Source organism: Oceanobacillus sp. FSL K6-3682 (assembly GCF_037976165.1).
Lineage (GTDB): Bacteria > Bacillota > Bacilli > Bacillales > Amphibacillaceae > Oceanobacillus > Oceanobacillus sojae.
Genome location: NZ_CP150263.1, coordinates 3875567 through 3892449 on the forward strand (window position 1 = coordinate 3875567; position 16883 = coordinate 3892449).

At 36.0% G+C, this 16883-nt stretch carries 17 protein-coding genes; all 17 read right to left on the reverse strand.

Going from position 1 to position 16883, the window contains the following annotated elements; all coding sequences use genetic code 11:
• Positions 1-10: 10 nt before the first annotated feature.
• The 17 genes from MHH51_RS19000 to MHH51_RS19080 all read right to left on the reverse strand — a co-directional run bounded on the left by MHH51_RS19000 (position 11) and on the right by MHH51_RS19080 (position 16801).
• Positions 11-2800 (reverse strand): sigma 54-interacting transcriptional regulator, encoded by a 2790-nt coding sequence (locus MHH51_RS19000; protein ID WP_339286325.1) that lies wholly within the window; start codon positions 2798-2800, stop codon positions 11-13.
• A 413-nt stretch (positions 2801-3213) separates the two neighbouring features.
• Positions 3214-4278, reverse strand: coding sequence for an SIS domain-containing protein (locus tag MHH51_RS19005; protein WP_147210076.1), 1065 nt, complete (start codon positions 4276-4278; stop codon positions 3214-3216).
• 66 nt (positions 4279-4344) lie between these two features.
• Entirely contained in the window at positions 4345-5049 is a 705-nt protein-coding gene (locus MHH51_RS19010) for an N-acetylmannosamine-6-phosphate 2-epimerase (RefSeq protein WP_147210075.1), read from the reverse strand.
• Positions 5050-5083: 34 nt separating this feature from the next.
• Entirely contained in the window at positions 5084-5899 is an 816-nt protein-coding gene (locus MHH51_RS19015; protein WP_147210074.1) for a PTS system mannose/fructose/sorbose family transporter subunit IID, read from the reverse strand.
• Positions 5883-6629 carry a PTS sugar transporter subunit IIC gene (locus MHH51_RS19020; RefSeq protein ID WP_147210073.1) on the reverse strand — a complete coding sequence of 249 codons (747 nt, stop codon included), beginning with the start codon at positions 6627-6629 and terminating at the stop codon, positions 5883-5885. Before MHH51_RS19020 ends, MHH51_RS19015 begins: the two co-directional genes overlap by 17 nt.
• Positions 6630-6641: 12 nt before the next feature.
• Entirely contained in the window at positions 6642-7118 is a 477-nt protein-coding gene (locus MHH51_RS19025) for a PTS sugar transporter subunit IIB (protein WP_147210072.1), read from the reverse strand.
• A gap of 13 nt (positions 7119-7131) precedes the next feature.
• Complete coding sequence (locus MHH51_RS19030; RefSeq protein WP_147210071.1) at positions 7132-7533, reverse strand: PTS sugar transporter subunit IIA; 402 nt, start codon at positions 7531-7533, stop codon at positions 7132-7134.
• Between the two features lie 233 nt (positions 7534-7766).
• Positions 7767-7907: a hypothetical protein gene (locus MHH51_RS19035; protein WP_156985011.1), complete on the reverse strand. Its 141-nt coding sequence runs from the start codon at positions 7905-7907 to the stop codon at positions 7767-7769.
• A 41-nt stretch (positions 7908-7948) separates the two neighbouring features.
• The gene (locus MHH51_RS19040) at positions 7949-9088 is read right to left on the reverse strand and encodes an aminotransferase class V-fold PLP-dependent enzyme (protein ID WP_339282983.1); all 1140 of its coding nucleotides are present in this window, start codon (positions 9086-9088) and stop codon (positions 7949-7951) included.
• Between the two features lie 68 nt (positions 9089-9156).
• On the reverse strand, positions 9157-10332 hold the full coding sequence (locus tag MHH51_RS19045) for a YhfX family PLP-dependent enzyme (protein WP_147210069.1): 1176 nt from the start codon (positions 10330-10332) through the stop codon (positions 9157-9159).
• 26 nt (positions 10333-10358) lie between these two features.
• Positions 10359-11555: a phosphopentomutase gene (locus MHH51_RS19050; protein ID WP_156985012.1), complete on the reverse strand. Its 1197-nt coding sequence runs from the start codon at positions 11553-11555 to the stop codon at positions 10359-10361.
• Between the two features lie 144 nt (positions 11556-11699).
• Positions 11700-12551, reverse strand: a complete 852-nt coding sequence (locus MHH51_RS19055) for a phosphotriesterase-related protein (protein WP_246145103.1) — start codon at positions 12549-12551, stop codon at positions 11700-11702.
• A gap of 115 nt (positions 12552-12666) precedes the next feature.
• Positions 12667-13959: a YhfT family protein gene (locus tag MHH51_RS19060; protein ID WP_339282987.1), complete on the reverse strand. Its 1293-nt coding sequence runs from the start codon at positions 13957-13959 to the stop codon at positions 12667-12669.
• 24 nt (positions 13960-13983) lie between these two features.
• On the reverse strand, positions 13984-14346 hold the full coding sequence (locus MHH51_RS19065) for a DUF2620 domain-containing protein (RefSeq protein WP_147210066.1): 363 nt from the start codon (positions 14344-14346) through the stop codon (positions 13984-13986).
• Between the two features lie 11 nt (positions 14347-14357).
• On the reverse strand, positions 14358-14723 hold the full coding sequence (locus tag MHH51_RS19070; protein WP_147210065.1) for a PRD domain-containing protein: 366 nt from the start codon (positions 14721-14723) through the stop codon (positions 14358-14360).
• A 51-nt stretch (positions 14724-14774) separates the two neighbouring features.
• Positions 14775-15701 carry a GntR family transcriptional regulator YhfZ gene (gene yhfZ, locus MHH51_RS19075; RefSeq protein ID WP_339282989.1) on the reverse strand — a complete coding sequence of 309 codons (927 nt, stop codon included), beginning with the start codon at positions 15699-15701 and terminating at the stop codon, positions 14775-14777.
• 143 nt (positions 15702-15844) lie between these two features.
• The gene (locus MHH51_RS19080; protein WP_339282991.1) at positions 15845-16801 is read right to left on the reverse strand and encodes an HTH domain-containing protein; all 957 of its coding nucleotides are present in this window, start codon (positions 16799-16801) and stop codon (positions 15845-15847) included.
• Between the last annotated feature and the right edge of the window lie 82 nt (positions 16802-16883).

Genomic DNA, 16883 nt, shown 5'->3' on the forward strand with positions numbered 1-16883 from the left:
ATAGCATCAATCAATACTTAAAATCAGAATGTTTCATTTTAATAATATCATAAATATACACTATTTCAGATAACGGTATTTCCACGCTATATACTTCTTCAATATGATTAAAGACTCTTTTAAGGATGTGTATAAAATTTTGGTGATTCTGTTGAAAGGTTGCCAGATCAACATGGTGAACAATTGGATTTTTCTTTACCAGCCTTTCAATCAAACAGCTTAAATGGACATAGAGGCTGATTCTGGTCGGATTATTAAACCTTATATTCAGCTGCTGTTGAAGCTTTTCAATAGATATACTTAAATTTTCTATTATTTTATCCGGGTTAAGGATAATGAGGTGATTAATAACATCTTGTAGTGAAAATAGCTTGACGATATCTTCATTTATATTACCAATAATATTTTGAGGGACAATATTTTTGAGCATCTCCTTTAATTGTTGTTCGCCCTTCCCTGAAATGATGTCTTCTATTGCGATAAAGGAAATATCCTGTACCTTTGGATTGACTGTGCCTATAATCCCTATCACATTATATTCTTTAAAAATATTCTCTTCGATTCCATTATTTTTTAAACTTAAAAAATCGTAAGGCAAAACATATATTTCACCTGAACCCTTTCTAATCCCTTTATCCAGCAATTCTTTAATTTTTACAGCTGTCCCAATACCCGTAATACATGTTGAAATAATCGTATTTTTTTTATGGCTGCTTTTGGCTTTAATAATTTGATAAGCAGGACGATAATTTTGAGAAATCCCCTCTAAAATTTGTTCAATAGTATTTCCCCTGATGATTTTTTCACCAGCATCAATCGCTATCTGAGTTGTAATATTATTAACAATTCCGACTGTACTGTTACTTATATTTTTAAACTTTTTATAATTCACCATCAGTGACCCCATATCCACAAAAATGATAATCCCTTTAGACGTATCAATAGATTTAAAATAATTATTCAGCTTATGTACAATTTCGGACAGAGAAACATCAATAGGCATATCAAAAGCTTCAAAAACATATTCTCCAAGCAGCTTATTCGAAATATTAGCTATACTGCTGGCAGTAGAATACCCGTGGGCAATAATAATGGCCTTTGTCCTGTTTAAATTCAAGCTTTCATTAAGGGATCTAATATATACAATTAAAATAACTTTATCCAGTAAATTCATTGAAATGCCAAACGTACTTTCAACTTCTGAACAAATTTTATCAATCAGCCAAAATTCTTTTGGAAAGTAGGTTTTTAATATATCTCCTATATCATTTTCATTTGTATATTCATAATTAATTTGCGTTATATCTTTGATAAAATAAGCCATAGTTGTCATTGAATTTTTAGATATATTTGTTTTTACGCTAATATCAACAGAATCAGCAATTCCTTCAAGAAAATATTTTAAGGTATTAAACTCCAAACCTTTATCGCCATTAGAATTTATATAAATTAATTTTTCCAAATATTGATTAACTAATAGAGATGCTTTTTCTAAAAAAGCATCTAAAAGCAATGATTCGGTAAGGTATTTATGAATTATTATTAATAAACCTTCATACAGATTTTTTAGAGCATTATTATTTTCTACATGATACTTTTGCCCCGACCAGTCACTTTCGCTATCAATTAAGACTGATTTATTTAATGCTGTATGAAAACTTACATTTGAATCGTTATTAATAAAATTACTGATTACTTCCATCGGCAAATGCTTCAAATGCACTTCAATCAATGGAGAACTTTGATTATCAGCATAATCAATATACGCTTTTGCGCAAGAATAAATAATAATATTTTTAAGTTCCCCAACATTCCCCTGTGTATTGAAGGCCATCAATGCTTTGATTACTTTAGAATTAACCTGGAGCTGTTTATTTACATTGCTGCTCTCTTCTTTATAAAAAGTACATATTAAATGGTATTTTTCACTGTCTGTTCTTTCTCTCAATGGTGGAATAGAAACAATAATCGGGATTCTTCTCATAAATGTTTTCAAAAATGCCTCTTCCGGATCTTCTGTTGTTGCAAATAACATTCTTACGTTTGCTTTTTTCCAATTTGAATTATCACCCAAAGGATGATAAATTCCTTTGTCCATAAATAGGAATAATTTTTCCTGACTTTCAGCATTTAACCGATGCGCTTCATCTAAAAAAAGAACCCCCTGGTCCGCTTCTTCAATAATCCCATTAGTATCTTTATCTGCACCTGTAAAAGCTCCCTTTGTGTATCCAAACAAATTAGCTGTTACTAGCTCCGGATTATTGGCAAATTCAGCACAGTTGAGTGTAATAAATGGCGCATTATCACGCAGTATTTTCTTATTCTTAGCATATTGATAAATGAGTTGGGCTAAATCGCTTTTTCCAACACCTGTTTCTCCAACTATCATAAAAGGAAGTCCTGATGGAGGATAGCTAATTGCCGCTTTGGATTGTTCAATCTGATTCTTTAAACTTCCTTCATTACCGATGAAGTAATAAAAAGGATCATTTATCTTCTTTTTGTTCTTGGTATAAAGAGCATCCTTCAATTCTTCAAAGCTTGCATAAATATTCTTATCTAAAGAGATATCAAATTTATTTTCCAATAACGATTTATTAAAAAAATATGCCGGTCTGGTACTTATCTTAATTAAAATTTGAGATCGCGTGAGTTCATTTAAATATCTGCTGGCAGTACTTCTGTGAATATCTAGCTTATCTGAAATATATTGTGCTTCGACACCAGCTTCTAATCGAAATGTATCAGCAAGTCTTTTTTTAGAAATCTCCTCTATTTTTGATTTAAAATTATCCATCAAAATACATGCCCCCTCGAGCCTATAAAACCCAATTTAATAGTTTCCCGATAAAAACTGAACCAAGTTAGCGTTTCTTAATATGCCGCATATTACAAAATACTGAGAAGACAAGATAATGAAGATAATGTTGTATCTACTCTTATTTTTCTACAGTCAGTTGCAAGTATGGAAAAGCTTCACGAAAACATGATTTGAGTCATAGTATTATTGTCATCTAGTTGTTTATAGAAATAGGTGAAGGTTTGTTCACTAGACTTCTTAGAAAATTCGATTTACCCTTTCTTTTTCAGTGATACAAGGACTTATCTATGCATAATGAATCTAGTCAGGGTGAAAAGCCATGCTAAACTGTTGAAATCCAATAAACAATAAGAGCAGCTCTTATTGTTTATTGGACTTATTATTTCTTCTTAATCTACATCTCCAATTTTACTTTCTAATTTTTGATGGAACTGCGGATCCTTTGGAATACTTGGATCTACTCCCTTTAATATAGGGATTTGAGCACATATCATTTGAATGGGAATTATATATTCATAAGTTTTATAGTATTGGTGATTAATGAATTCCGTTTTTAAATTCTGAGAACTGTCAGGCACATTACCTTTATTGCCAATGACATAAATAGAATTTGTCCATCCTGAGAGTACTTTAACCATCTTTTCTACTCGCGGCTCCACCCCCGTATCTAAAATGATAATTGTTGAATCCTCATTGATAGCATTATATATTCCATGAATAAACTCCTCAAATTCGTAGCCGGTAACAGGAATGCGCATTGTTTCCAGTAATTTCAGCGCGCCCTCCAATGTATCTCCATAAATCTCGCTTGTTCCAATAACACGAATATCCTTTGCCTGTGTAAGTTTTTCTTTATTAGTGTTAATCCAGTCAAGGGAAGCATGATATGTTTTTAAAAATTGATCGGCACTTTTCTCTATGGAAGCAATGTCATTTGCATATTCATTTTCTGTTAGTTTACTTGTTTCTCTGGCAATCTGTAGTGCAAGAAGCGTCAAATTTAATTTCGTACAATAATACCCTTTTGTCTTCGCACCAGCTTTTTCTTCACCACAATGTACGGTTAAAATATAATCAGCCGCTTCATCAATAACCGCCCCCTCCTTTCCAGCCATAGATGCCACCATACACCCTGCCTCTTTCGCCAGCTTCATCGCGCCATATGTTGAATTACTTGCCCCTCCTTGTGAAATACCGATTACTAATGTTTTCGAATTATCACCTATAAAGGTTTCCTTATCAATCATAAACGGGTAATAGGCGTCTACACGGATCCCCGTAAGACGCTGCATTAATTTCTGTGTTTGCAGCCCTGCATGAAAACTTGTGCCAGATCCAGTTACAATCATACGTTCAATATTCAAAGTTCTTACTTCAGCAAATAATTGGTCGGCATTTTGGATAATCTCTTTCATTTTTTCTGGGGTTTCTCTCATATAATCTTCGACTCTCATTTTTTAAATCTCCCTTTCTTAGGTATAATTATTTGATTATTGCTCATTTTTTTCTGCAATCCCTCTTTATTTTGTTGAGCACAGAAAATCTTGAATTGCTGTGGAAATACGATTGGTTGTTACTTGCGGCCTTGTAATTGCACTTCCTACCACTACGGAATGCGCTCCTATCTCAAATGCTTGAACAGTGTCTTCACCTCCCCAAAAACCACCTTCTCCAAAAACAGGAATGGTTACTTGTTTAACAAGCTCCTGAATCAAGTTAAAATCAGGCATTTTATGAATGCGATCTCCTGTTGTCGGCATTTTGCCAGGTTTCGAACTTGATAAGGTCGTCGCCAGTATATCTGCTCCTGAATTCCAAGCATTTATCCCATCCTCCACGGAGGAGATATCTGCCATTACTAACACATCAAACCTTTTCTTTATATCTGTTATAAATTCATGCGTGTTCTTCCCATCGGGCTTTAGTTCGTTTGTTGCATCGACTGCGACAATATCCGCTCCAGCTTCTGCAACTTCTTCCACCTCATTGATAGTTGGCGTAATGTAAGCATTACTTCCTTGATATCTTTTTTTTATTAAGCCTATAATTGGAATGGAGACGATATTTTTAACCTCTTTAATATCCTTCACTGTATTTATTCTGACACCGACAGCTCCACCGGATTCTGCTGCTGACGCCATTTTCCCCATACATCCATACAAAGGATCTTCTGGAAGCGCCTGACAAGATACATATAATCCTCTTTTTAAATCTTCTATTTTCATAATGAACCAGCTCCTAAAAATTTTTTTCGTAAGCCTACATAAGCCCAATCAACGAAGCGACTATTCCAAAAGCAAGAAGCCCCAAGATAACGTACATAATCTTTACTTCTTTCTTTAATAAGTAATAAACGAAAAACGTAACTGCCAGCGGAAGAATCGCTGGAAAGATTTGATCTAAAACCTCCTGCACTTTTATGGAAGCGTCACCAAAATTAAATTCAAGAGGTGTCTCGAATTTAACCATGGTAGCGGTCATAGCACCAACTGACATTAACCCTACGATGGATGCGCCGTATGTTATTTTCTGCATAATTCCACTTTCCATTGCTTTATTTAAAAAGCTCGCGCCAACTTTATATCCAATAAACAACCCGTAATATCGAGCCAGATAATGAGGCACATTAAATACCAGTACGTAAAGCAGCAATCCCAATGGATTTCCTTCCACAGTTAATGATGTACCTATACCTGCTGCAAGCAATCGAAAGGTCCCCCACCAAAAAGAATCTCCAATAGCCGCCAAGGGGCCCATTAAACTTATTTTTGTACTTTCGATAGAGTTAGAATCAAAATCCTTATTTTTTGCATTTTGTTCTTCCATCGCTATCGTTATTCCAAAAATAAAGGTTGCAAGCCATGGAGCTGTATTGAAAAATAGGAGATGTCTTTTCAGCGCAGCAACCGTATCTTCTTTTGTTTTATAAAGCTTTTTAATAATCGGTATCATCGTATGGACATAACCCAGTGCTTGCATTCTTTCAAAATTAAATGAACCTAATAGACGAAGGGATCTCCAAAAAACTTTTAATAGATCTTTCCGGGTAATCTCCTGGCTAGACGGATCTATCATCGGCTTCTCCTCCCTTCATTTGTAATAAAACTAAAGCTACAATTACTCCGATAACTGTCACACCGATAATATCCATTTCAAGATAAGCAGCTAAGACAAAACCGCCCAAGAAAAATGGAATCAGATTTTTAGTAAGAATCATTTTCATTATCATCGCAAATCCAATAGCAATCAGCAGTCCTGCTCCCATCGACAGTCCATCTGTAAGCCATTCTGGAATAGCATTAACAAGTGAATCAATAAAATTGGAGCCTAGGTAAATAAGAAGAAATACTGGTATAAATTGACTTAAGAAAAAAACAGCATAACCGCCTCGATGTGACCACTCAATCGCCTTCATATTTCCTTCTTCTGCATATTGATCCGCTTTTTTCATCCAATAAGAATTTATAATTCTAACCAGATTTTGCAATTGAGCCCCAAGTAAAGAAACAGGAACAGCCAATGTTGCTGCAACTGTAGCTTCAACACCTGAGAGGATTGCAAATGCTGTACCAGCTATTCCGCCAGTTATCACATCTGCCGGGGAAGTAGAGCCAATACCCACAATTCCCATAAAAACCAGCTCCAATGTTCCTCCTACAATCAGTCCTGTAGTGAAGTCACCCAACACCAGCCCTACAGCTGGCCCAAGAATAATTGGTCTTCCCAGCATATTATCTCCGAATATGCGTGAATCCCACTCAGCAAGTCCACCAATTACCCCAATTAGCAGTGCTTGGATAAACATAGAAGCACCTCCTTATTTATTTAATAAAACAGCTAACGGTTTCTTATTTTCTACCGGTGTCTGTCGAATTTCTATCTGAACACCCGATTCCTCCATTTCCTTAAAATGATTAATATCCTGTTCATCAACCGCGATTGAAGGCGTTCTCATTTCCTTGCCATCAGACATCCTCATTCCTCCTACATTAATGGAGCTGATCTCTTTTACTCCCTTCACGAGCTTTAAAGCATCCGCCGATTTATCTACTAAAACAAATATCTTTAATTTTGATGATGCGTCACTGTTCAAATATTCAATAGACTCGTCAAGAGATTTAAATAACACTTTCACTCCTGAAGGGGCAGCTAGATTTAGAGCCATTTTTTTCAGTTCATCTTTAAGAACTTGATCGTTTGCAATTAATATGACATTTGCTCCCAAATATCCCGTCCATGTATAAGCTACTTGACCATGTATTAATCGGTCATCAATCCTGACTAGTTTTATCATGAAGAATCCCTCCTTAACTATTGTTTTGAACTACTTTATTCACATGAATAATTCCTTTTTTACCTTGATTTATACAGTGATCAATTAGTTCATTTGTATCCATTTTTTCCTGAAGACTTATCATTTCCAACATCATTGGCAAATTAAATCCTGTAATAATATTCACCTTATTACTTACAAACTCGGTACAAAGATTTGATATACTACCGCCTAGAACATCCGTTAAAATGATATATTCATTCTCTTCACCTCCTTGCATAATTAAAGAATTTAATTCTTCTTTTATATTTTCTATACTTGTATGAGGGTGCATACTGATGAAATTTATATTTACAGCAGGCCCCATAATCATTTGCACAGAATTCACCATTTCTTTGGCGAAATCTCCGTGCGAAGCAATCAAGAACTTCTTCACTTCGATATTCCCTCCTAGTCATTGTCCTTTCATCAAATACATGCAAATTCCATGCCAACTAGTGTGAATATATAAATTTCAGTTAAAATTCAGTTAATTAATATTAGTGTTGTCTATTTTCTGAAAGAGTGTCACAGATATAGTTAGCATTAGCTGGTTTGATAGGTTAGTGTGCAATGTTTTTTTCAAAACAACGCAAAAATGCTTTGCTTTATGTTACTAAGCAAAGCATTTTAAAGTTTATATAATACAATAATTAGAAAACGATTGAATGTGAAATTCTCCGTTACTGATCCATTTGCTGATTTAACTAATGCCCCTGTCTTTTTTTCGTACATTTGTTCAATCAGTTTTTGCACAGCAAGCTGAATCATCCTCTATAACTTTCTGCTAAAGATTTCAGAACCGGTTTCACTTATACATCACTTGTAATATTTGATAAATTTATTGCCTTATCTAATATACTCAATATCATATTAGCACCAGATTTCATAGGGTTAATACGCAATCCATATTGCTTTAAGTGAGGTTCAGCTTCTATAAAACTTCCGGATACACGATAAATCAAGGGTAAAATTTCATATTTCGACTCAGCACCTACTGGATGTGGAGCTGCTCCTAATTCATTACTTCTCTTTAACACTTGTTCAGCTATTGGTTCTTTTAATTCAACAATTACATTCTTTGATTGGGCATTCGCTATATATGCATTTTCTATCCCTTTAATAGCTCCTTCATTAAGTAACTTGCAGAGCTTCTCTACCTGTTCATTTTGAGTTGCCAGTAAAACAGGAGAAAATGTCATCATGCGTAATAATTCTAATGCCTCGTATCCTTGCACCTGCCCGCCGCCAGAATAATTCTTTTTCTGCAATTGTTGAATCTGTTTTTCTTTACCGACAATAACACCGACTCCTTCTGGTCCCAAGAGTTTAAAACCAGAAAAAGTAGAAAAATCAGCTCCGTATTCAACCCCTATTCCATTCGTTTTCATGACACAGTAATTATCATCCACAACAATCGGTAATTCCGGCCTTAAATGCTTTACCATCTCAATTATTTGCCGCAATTCATATGTATCAGAAGGCTTTTGTCTGGCATGCTGAATATAGAATACTTTACTTTCTTTATCCTCCATCACCAATGCTTCAACAGATTTTCTGTCATTATAATCAACAGCTTTCGTTTTAAGACCTAACATACGAATGGTATCTTTTGTCGTTGTATAGACAGGTGCTTTATGAATAATCATCGTTTCCCCAGCTTTCATTAATTCACTTAAAATGATACGAATAGCACCTGTCCCTGCACCACGAACCAGTGCAGCTTTTTCCGCACCAAAAAATGCAGCTAATACACGCTCTGCATTTTCGGTATACTCAGGCTTTTTATACTGAGCAGCCAAACCTAAATCACCCATAGTTAAAAACTGGGCTCCGGTAAAATGTTCACTTATCTTCTCTACTAATTTGAACTGTAATTGCTGCGCTTCCTGTACAGTTAAAGAGGGAAGCACAGAGTTTGCATATTTCAGCTGTGATACATCGTAGCCCATGATAAGTACCCCTTTCCCTTATTCCAATTGATATATTTACAAAAAATTTCTAAAAGGCTGGTTTATTTTTATTCATTATCTATCGTTTGTCCATCACTCAGTAAATTCCCCACTGAATCATAGATACCTATCAATTTTGGTGAACTGGAGAGTCCCTGAATAACAGCAATTTTTGCATGTGTCACAAAAACTTGTGTACGGAAGGCAAAAATTGCTGTATCTCCAATATGAACACAATCCGTATCGAGTGTCCCGTAATAATCAATATGCCCTGGTTCATTTTGAAGAACAGGTACTTTCTTCAACTGTGTGCTACTAGATCCTACCAAAGCGCACTTCATATGTGATCTTGGGTAAAATCCACCACCGAACACATACGCCTTCTTATTAGACACATGAGAAACTTCAGACACATATGTCATCGCTGGTCTTTCTTTCAGAAAATCTTCTGTATGCAGTGGCGTGGTGCCTGTCAGTGCATGACCAGGTTCTCCTTGGGTGGCGCCATGCTCTTTTAATAAACGCATCGTTTCTGTCGAAGTAGCACTAGGCATATTCAATTCCAAATGCTCATAGCCTTTTTCCTTTAAAAATTCATTTGCCTTTTGCATCGATGCAACATTAGGTGTAACAGATGGTTTATTTTCTTTAATAAGCAGACAGGGAAAACTTGTTAATCCGGCTATTTCTACAGCCTTTAATGCTTCTAATTTTTTTATATCTTCAAACAGCCTGGATAAGGTAAATCCGCCCTCCTGGCCATAATAAATATAATCGTTTTCCTCAGCAATACGCAAAAAGATTTTCTGTGATTTTCCCATTTCATTTGCAATATCACTTATATTTTTTGCATTTTCGTAGCTGAATACAGTAATATAATCTGGGTTGAGTTTTAAGATGGTCCGAATCATATTTTTAGGTATTTGAACAAGATGCCCAACATGTCCAATCTGAATACCAGCCTTACTCAATGTGATGGCTTCCCATGGGTCAACCGCTACAGCTTTTTTGATACCTGCTTCTACGATAGCATTGGCTACAGCTGGGTTTCTTCCAATTTGTTTTGTCATAAAAAATAATTCCATACCTAATCTTTCAGCTTCTTTATTTAACATAGATGCATTTTCTTTAATCGTATCCAAATCGAGTACATACGTATTTGGATCAATGATTCCCTGCTGATGCAGCTTTAAAGAAATATCTATTAATTTATAGTTACGTTTTTTTGTTATTTCCAGAAACATAAACTTCCCTCTCCAATCACAAATACTTATTCAAAAAGAAACGACTCTCCATTTTCTGTCGGATGCAGTTCTAAATAAGCAGCTGCCGTGGCACCTATATCTGACAGCGTGTCCCTTTCTCCGATGTTTATTGGATTCCAGCCTTTATGAAAAGCAAGTAAATACGTTTTTTCTCTTGTATGCTGACTATGGCCAATTGTAGGATCATTACCATGATCAGCACTCATAATTAATAAATCGTTCTTTGTCATTCTATGAAATACTTCCGTCAAATACGTATCTACTAATTCAATACGATCTGCATACCTATCCGGATCTTGAGCATGACCAGCAAGATCCGTTTCTTGGACTGTTGCTGCAATCAAACCAGACTTCACATGATCCATCTCATGAAGGATATTTTCCATTACTTGTTTTGTATCAACTCCAGGAAATTTTTTAGCACCTTCACAATAAATAACGTCCTGCATTTTTCCTACCAGAGATACATCCAGCCCTTCTTTTACAGCAATCGTCGGCAGCTGATACTTCGGAGATATTCCATATCCCAGATGACGAACTTCATATCCTTGTTTATAAACATTTGATTTTGGAGAGTTTACGCCGACTAATCCATCGGCCCGGCGTTCTATAGATGCTTGTAAATGCTTTGGAGTCACATTTTTCCCTCCAAGTGCAATCACTCTGTTCACTTTGACATTTTTTCGGACACAATTTCCTATTTTCAAAACTTCTTCGAACGAAATATAATCTAAAGGAGCACTCACATTATATATTTGTCCATAATCGGTCTCGATATTATCTGCCACTATAACGAGATCATTCACCAGCAGATATGGCATCTTTGGATTAGGTATCGTTACTTTATATCCCTCATTTTCTAACGCTGCTTTCACTTCTTCCATATTCTCAATAAAAGGAGCAAGGTATGCTTTCTTCGGCTTCGAACCCATAATTTCATTATGGCCTTCAAAACTATCAGCTCCCTGATGCATTAAATTCAATACACCGTAGCTAGCCAGATTTTCTTCATTTTTTAATTTAGGATGATGTAGAATTTTATTTATTCCCAGTCTTTCAAGATTTGGTATATTTAAAGATGTTTTATCTAAAATATGATAAAAGGTATTTGCGCCAATATCCTGTGGATGATATTCTTTCACATCATCCATATTGCCGACACCTAAACTGTCCAGTATTAAAATAATCACTCTTTTTGTCATGCTTATTTCCCCTATCTAAGACATAGATAATATTTTTGAATAGACTGGAGAAATATTTCATGGATTTCTAAGCACCAAATCTTTTCAGCCAGCCTATTCTTTCATATATCAGCATTCCTTAACTCTCTATGAATATAATTTTTCTCAGGTATTCATAAAAGTCATCGGATTTTTTACGAGCATTTTATCAATGGACTCATCTGTAATGCCGTGAGACTGCATCAAAGGAACAAACGAATCCAGTAAAAAGCTGTATCCCAGTCCTCCTTGGTACTCTAAATGAGATTTTCTCGTAATATCCATTGATAAAAATACGCGTTCTATATATCCGGCATCTTGGATTTTCTTTAACATTTCTGCTCTTGTGCGGTCTGGCATATAGCTTTCCTTACCTACCGTATCAAATTCAACATATACACCTTGTTTCAACATGTTCAATATATAATCGGCATCTCCAGTAAGATCAACGTGTCCGATAACAACTTTATCCAAATCTACTTTTTCTGATTTGAAAAATTCTACCTGTTCTAATCCAAGTGTCCCAATGGAGGTATGTGTTGTTATCGGTTTATTGGTTTCTCTATGAGCAATAACAACAGCATCAAAGACTTTCTTCTCTGTTACTGTCCATTCATTAAAACTCGTACCAATTTCTCCAATAATGCCAGCCTTTACGTTTGTTCCTTTAATCCCCTCATTGATTTCTTTTATCATTCTTTCAGCCAACTGTTCCTTGGTTTCTCTCCACACCTGTACTGGGTAGAATTCTTCCTGATAAAAACCCGTAGAATGAATAATATTTATCTCGCTTAATTCCGCAGCCTTCTCTACAAATGGAATATTCCTTCCCATCCCAAAATTTGTGACATCAACAATATTCCGGACACCTTTTTCGTATAATTTTTTGTATTCTGATACAGTCTCCGAGAACACATCCAGTTGGCAGTCTTCCGTATTTTTCACTTCCGATAAATCTATTGTCGTATGCTCATGCATATAAGTTATCCCGCTAACTAACATAACAATCCCATTCCTTCCATAGGCTTCAACTAGCTTTATATCTCTATCCATTTAAAATGACAGAGTGATGTGGTTTATGTAAGAAATTTATTTACCATAAACCTACCAGGTTCAAAATATTGACCAGAATTCCTAAAGCAACAACTCCTACAGGTCCTACAGCTAATTCTACGAGCGGTTTCTTGGCCATACGGTTAATTAGGTAGAATCCCATCACCCAGAAAAATCCAATTCCAGGCGCAATCTGTTCAGAAGCCATGGCACTCCCAATTAATATGGCCATCCCCAATACATCCGCTAATGATGTTCGAATATGCTCTCCCATTTCCCGAACTCCCGGGAGTTTATCCATGCTTTTAGTAACTATGGACAGCAGCATTACTTCTGCATACATAACTACGGCTCCTAATACGAACGCCAGTATCGGAATATCCCTAAAAATAAGACCAACTACAAAAACCATTGTTGTACCAGCAAGACCATAGACTCCAGTTACAATTGCGGTTGAGAATACCAAAGGAATAAATCCAATCGCTCTTGCAAACGTTGCAATTGCACCTTCAGTATATTTTCCCTCGTTAATTAAGGCTTGCGGCATGGCATCTACTGCAAGTATTAACTGTGCAGATACCAGCGCAATCAAACCACCCATTAACGCAAGTAACCAGCGGTTTTTCCTGATTTTATTTACACGCTCAGCAAATATATTTACCAAATCAGCATTCGTAGATTCTCCCTCGCCTTTCACTTTTGCCGCATAATATACCATCATCAACATTCCGACTAAGAGCGCCATCCCCTCCGGACTTAATGTTATATCATAAGAGGCAACGGTAAATGATCCAAATTTAGCAAATAAGAGGTAGGCGATAAAAGTAATCAGAGCTGTACTCATTGCCTTCTTCATCCCATGCTGATACCCTACAGCTACTGCCGGGAAAACCGTGAAAGATATAATGATAGGAGTTCCTACCAGACTTAAAGACTCCAAGAAATTGATTGGAAGCTGGTTAAACAGATCAACAATAAACTGAAGACCCAGACATACTCCAATGCTGTACACAGCGCCGACAATTCCTGAGATAATCATTCCTTTTTTACTATCTGGCGTCCAAATACCAATGATGTCACAAGCTAATAAAATACTATGTGCTATAATAATTACTGCACCAATGGATAAAGGAATCCCAAATCCAATAATTAACCCAAAACTTAAAGCAAAACTAGTTGCTGCCAGTTCTTTTCTTGTAATACGTCCTTCCAAATATTCTGGCATAATAGGCCGCAGCCCATCATTAAACACTGCTACCCCTCGATTAACCAGCATGGAACCTATTGCACCGACTAAAGCAATAGATATAAGCTGAATGATTGTAAACTCCATTCTTTCCTACCTCCTGACCCGTCCTTATTTATTTAGTAAAGCAGGGATTAAAATATCTAACATATTCTTCGAGGAAGGAGCAGTGAAACCAAAAGCTACCTTCCCTTTGTTTACTTCTTCTTCTATTTGCTCTTTGCTCATGACAGAACTCGGGGAAGCTAACGAAACACAATTGCTCTGTCCTAATAACGCATAAGCCATTGCAAGTGCACCGCCTGATCCAGTTTCACACGCTCCGACATAGTAGTCAGCCTGCTTATTTTTAATAGCCATTACAGCATCTAAATCACTCTTGATTACCACATCGACTTCCTGCCCACCCAACTCTTTAATTTGCTTCTCAATTACCTGCTTGTTTAATTGACCACCAATTACAATTTTCAACATAATAAAACCTCCTATTTGTTATTCTCCATAACTCCATGTAAATGGAGATAAAAATAATCCTGCTCTTCTTTTGGAAATTCGTGATGAAGCTGATCTTTTACAAACTCAATGACCTCTTTTATTTCTTCCATATATGGTGTCTGATATATATCATCTACGACTGCCTGAGATGGACCTTCCAATTCTTCCCCTTTTTCAATTCGGGCTAAAGCCATACACATATGTGTCCAAAACATTTCCGAGTTTTCAATTGGTTCTTTGTTAAATTTTGCTGCTAAAAAATCATACGTTTGATTCGTAACATCATAAGCTTGCTTCGTAATGATTTGACCTTCTAATAAAATTGTTAATTTCTTATTCATTTCCAATTTGTTCATATTATCATACCTCAATATACTGTATATTGTATTTTATTATAAGGAAGGATATTAATACCTCGGTATTACTTCTCCCTTTTCTACACTTTGTTGCACCTGTAGTATCTTCTCTTCAGTTACGGAGTGCCATTTTCCGTTCATTTCCTCTTCCCGGTCACCTTCAATAACAATGACCGCCTGCGATGTGTCCCTTGCAAGCTTCTGAGCTTCTACAGATTGGAAGGAAATAGATTTAAAATTCCTTGTCATCCTCTTATCATCCACATTCCAAATGGTAGCATCTATTTCTTTACTCGATAATTTATCGAATAGCTGCATATAGTTAACATCTACAAATTCAACATCTTTTTCCGCAAATTCCAGATGTGTTAATTGAAATTGGTCTAATGACTCTTGGTCCACGCCAACCCTCATTCCATCCTCAATTTCATTTTTTTCTTTGTCTGCTAAGAAAACTTTATGCGCAGAGACATAGGTATTCTCTCCAAAGCTTCTTAATATTTTCAGATTAGGATAGTCAGATAAAGTAAGTTTTGCAGTCATTTTGGATACAACAGCATAATCACATCTCTTCGTTCTTAAAGACTCAATTCGATTTGTTGCACCACGCATATAAATTAAATTAACCCGCTTTCCTGCTGATTCAAAAGCTTCAACAATTCCACTTGCCAATCCTTCATACTTTCTGGAATAAGGCAATGGCATTGATCCAATCAAAGGAGCAATCCCTGCTATTTCCAATAAAACATCATCATCTTTCCAAACTAAGAAAGTGCCTAAATGACCTCTTGCCTCTGTCTGAATTGCTTTCATCTCTTCCAGCAATTTCATAGCCTGCTGCACAGTTCCTCTGCCAATATTCAATCTTTCGCTGTAATCTGAAACTCGTGGCACCTTGGCTCCAACATCTATCTTATTCAATAACTCTGCAATTTTCTTAGCCGCCAGACCATTTTTAGAATAGAGTCTTTCCCACATATATACCCCCCTTTTGCCAATATACCGTATTCTGTATTTTATTATAAGCGTTTTCATTTGGATATACAAGATAAATTTTTAGAAATCTAAATTATGTAATAGCACCTCTTTACTCTGTGAACTCTCGTTCAAAAATCCCGTAATCAATATCTCCATCCTCTCTTGTTTACTTCATACAATACCTCTCCCGGCATTTCCCTAACCACGACATCTTCCCCAAGAAAAAGCAGCCAGCTAACCATCTCACTAATCTCCTCTTCATTCCTGACATCGACAAAAGTGTTTAAACGCGCACTAGTCTGGTAAGGATTAGTATAAGAAATGGAAACAGTAAGGGGATGATACTTTTTAAATTGAGCAATTGCCTTTGGCCCCAAGCCAATCACAAGGTTAACATCTTTTTTCTGCAAACGCTGTTTCTCCAAAATCTTTTTCCTGCTTAGTCTATTTTTAACAGGATAGGGTTCAACATCAGTAAGACTGTCTACAGGAATAATTTGCGTCTTTTCTTCTTTCAAATGGAAGCCTTCAATCAACCAGCGGCTTTTTTCCCGATAAAGATGCAGAAGATAAATCGGATAAAATTTTAATTCTTTTCCTTCCTGTACAGTAATCCATAAATAGCTATCCAAAAGGATGTTTTGGATAAGCTGTTCCAGCATAGGATGAGGAAGATCAGACAGGTCAAGCAAATCAGGATTATTGGGATTAGTTCCTTCAAACAGCAGAATTTGATTTAAAAGAACCAGGTCATCCTGTTGATTTTCAGAGATTAAACCAAGCAGCTTTTCAGCCAGAGAGTGACGGCTTTTTAAATAAGGAAGCTGCTGATTTCTTGTAGCCATAAAAGCAAGAAAAAGAGCTTTGATCTCATTATCCGTGAAGCGAACAGTGGGCAGGACGGAGTTATTCATAACAAAATAACCTCCGTCTCTTCCCACTTCAGCGACAAGCGGCATTCCCATCGCTTCAATTTCCCGTATATCTCTAATAGCTGTCGATCGTGAAATGTTAAATTCCCGCATGATTTCTGATATGGTAAAACGGGAGCGATTATTGATATAGCGCATGATTATATTAATCCGTTCAACTTTTTTCATGATATCCTCCTAAACAGTATCACTTTTTGACATGATTTAACGTTAGTATAAACATATCAAATGAAAAGACAACTCATTTGGT

Coding starts and splice junctions, on each gene's coding strand:
- MHH51_RS19015 (WP_147210074.1), bottom strand. CDS start 5,899: ATGATAGATCCGTCTAGCCAGGAGATTACCCGGAAAGATCTATTAAAA.
- yhfZ (WP_339282989.1), bottom strand. CDS start 15,701: ATGTGGGAAAGACTCTATTCTAAAAATGGTCTGGCGGCTAAGAAAATT.
- MHH51_RS19000 (WP_339286325.1), bottom strand. CDS start 2,800: ATGGATAATTTTAAATCAAAAATAGAGGAGATTTCTAAAAAAAGACTT.
- MHH51_RS19040 (WP_339282983.1), bottom strand. CDS start 9,088: ATGGGCTACGATGTATCACAGCTGAAATATGCAAACTCTGTGCTTCCC.
- MHH51_RS19060 (WP_339282987.1), bottom strand. CDS start 13,959: ATGGAGTTTACAATCATTCAGCTTATATCTATTGCTTTAGTCGGTGCA.
- MHH51_RS19035 (WP_156985011.1), bottom strand. CDS start 7,907: ATGATTCAGCTTGCTGTGCAAAAACTGATTGAACAAATGTACGAAAAA.
- MHH51_RS19050 (WP_156985012.1), bottom strand. CDS start 11,555: ATGACAAAAAGAGTGATTATTTTAATACTGGACAGTTTAGGTGTCGGC.
- MHH51_RS19045 (WP_147210069.1), bottom strand. CDS start 10,332: ATGTTTCTGGAAATAACAAAAAAACGTAACTATAAATTAATAGATATT.
- MHH51_RS19025 (WP_147210072.1), bottom strand. CDS start 7,118: ATGATAAAACTAGTCAGGATTGATGACCGATTAATACATGGTCAAGTA.
- MHH51_RS19065 (WP_147210066.1), bottom strand. CDS start 14,346: ATGTTGAAAATTGTAATTGGTGGTCAATTAAACAAGCAGGTAATTGAG.
- MHH51_RS19055 (WP_246145103.1), bottom strand. CDS start 12,551: ATGCATGAGCATACGACAATAGATTTATCGGAAGTGAAAAATACGGAA.
- MHH51_RS19080 (WP_339282991.1), bottom strand. CDS start 16,801: ATGAAAAAAGTTGAACGGATTAATATAATCATGCGCTATATCAATAAT.
- MHH51_RS19020 (WP_147210073.1), bottom strand. CDS start 6,629: ATGTTTATCCAAGCACTGCTAATTGGGGTAATTGGTGGACTTGCTGAG.
- MHH51_RS19005 (WP_147210076.1), bottom strand. CDS start 4,278: ATGAGAGTCGAAGATTATATGAGAGAAACCCCAGAAAAAATGAAAGAG.
- MHH51_RS19070 (WP_147210065.1), bottom strand. CDS start 14,723: ATGAACAAATTGGAAATGAATAAGAAATTAACAATTTTATTAGAAGGT.
- MHH51_RS19010 (WP_147210075.1), bottom strand. CDS start 5,049: ATGAAAATAGAAGATTTAAAAAGAGGATTATATGTATCTTGTCAGGCG.